Source organism: Brevundimonas sp. CURTG3B2_SDJG, from assembly GCF_057364705.1.
The window spans coordinates 1-1,253 of the sequence record NZ_JBNFOJ010000487.1 but is presented as its reverse complement, the minus strand read 5'-3'; the positions used below and the strand labels follow the sequence as shown (position 1 = coordinate 1,253).

Sequence of the window (1,253 nt, the reverse complement as noted above, 5' to 3'; positions counted from 1 at the left end):
CGCGGCGGACGGCGGCCAGGGCCGGGTCGCCTTCGCCCAGGTCGAGGACGGCGACCACCTGCCAGCCCTTGGGGCCGGCGCACGCAGTCGCACGAGATGGCGGCGCCTTCCGCGGCGGTCTCCCGGCCGCTCTCTCTCAGGCTGGAGATGTGCAGCAGTACGTCCTTCAGGTCGGTCAGGCCCGGATCGTCGGGGACGATGAACCCGTATCCCTTACCCGGATCGAACCATTTGACGCGCCCCGCGATACGCACCGCGGTCGCCGTCTCAGCAGCCTCGTAGTCCGACACAACTTTCCCCCTGCCCGCGCGCGTTGCGGACACCGACGCTTATTTAACACGGTTCGTTGAAGCGCTGAAAAGCAAAAACGACCATTTCTAGGAGTTGAGCGGACATTTTTTTCAACCCACCCGGTCGCACGGCCCCTATCGGACCGCGAACCGCTCGGCGCGCGCGGCTTCAAGGGCAGGGTTTGCCGATCAACTTGGGGTTATTTTGGAGATTCGCGCTCCGGCGGCGCGCAGGCTCGCGACGATGCGGCGAATCCCCCCGCCGTCCCGGTCCCATCGATGTGAGGGAAAGGCCCCGCGTGGCAGTCCCTAGGGGAATCGAACCCCTCTTTTCAGGTTGAAAACCTGACGTCCTAACCGATAGACGAAGGGACCGCTGCGCGGGGAAGCGGCGATATAGCCGCCGATTCCGAAGGGTGCAAGCGGCTCATGCGGACTTTTTGAAATCCCGGCGGTCAGCTTGGCCGAAGCCCGGCGTTCAGCCCGCCATCCGCGGATCCGCCACGTCCTCGATCTCGAACTGCACGCCGCGCCGGCCGTTCCAGTCGTCGGCCTTCAGCCGTCCGGCCACGCTCAAGCCGCCCTGCCCGGCCAGCAGCGCTTTGCCCCAGGGCAGATCCGCGCAGCGCCAGGCGATGGCCTTCACCGAGGCGCCGTCCGCCCCGACCAGCCGGCAGCGCACATGGCCGCCGTTCATGGCGACCGGCTCGTGCACGGCCACGTGCTCCAGGGCGAACAGGGGCTCGGGGTTAGCGGGGCCGAAGGGCGCCAGCCGCTCGAATTGTTCGAACAGGGCCCGGGTCGCCGTGCCCGGATCGACGAGCGCGTCGATCTCGACCGCGTCCAGGGCTTCCGCCGCCGCCTGCTCGCCCGCCATGCGGTCATTCAGGAAGTCCCGCAGCCGCCCGATCTCGCCCGCCCTCACCGTCAGGCCCGCGGCCATGGCGTGGCCGCCGCCGGCCA

At 68.6% G+C, this 1,253-nt stretch carries 1 tRNA gene and 2 pseudogenes; all 3 read right to left on the bottom strand.

Annotated elements, in window-relative coordinates:
- A pseudogene (locus tag AC2W7C_RS18120) lies at positions 1–290 on the bottom strand (cold-shock protein); the annotation flags it as partial.
- Positions 291–590: 300 nt separating this feature from the next.
- Positions 591–665: transfer RNA gene (locus AC2W7C_RS18115), tRNA-Glu, on the bottom strand.
- A gap of 103 nt (positions 666–768) precedes the next feature.
- Positions 769–1,253 (bottom strand): annotated as a pseudogene (locus tag AC2W7C_RS18110) (single-stranded-DNA-specific exonuclease RecJ); the annotation flags it as partial.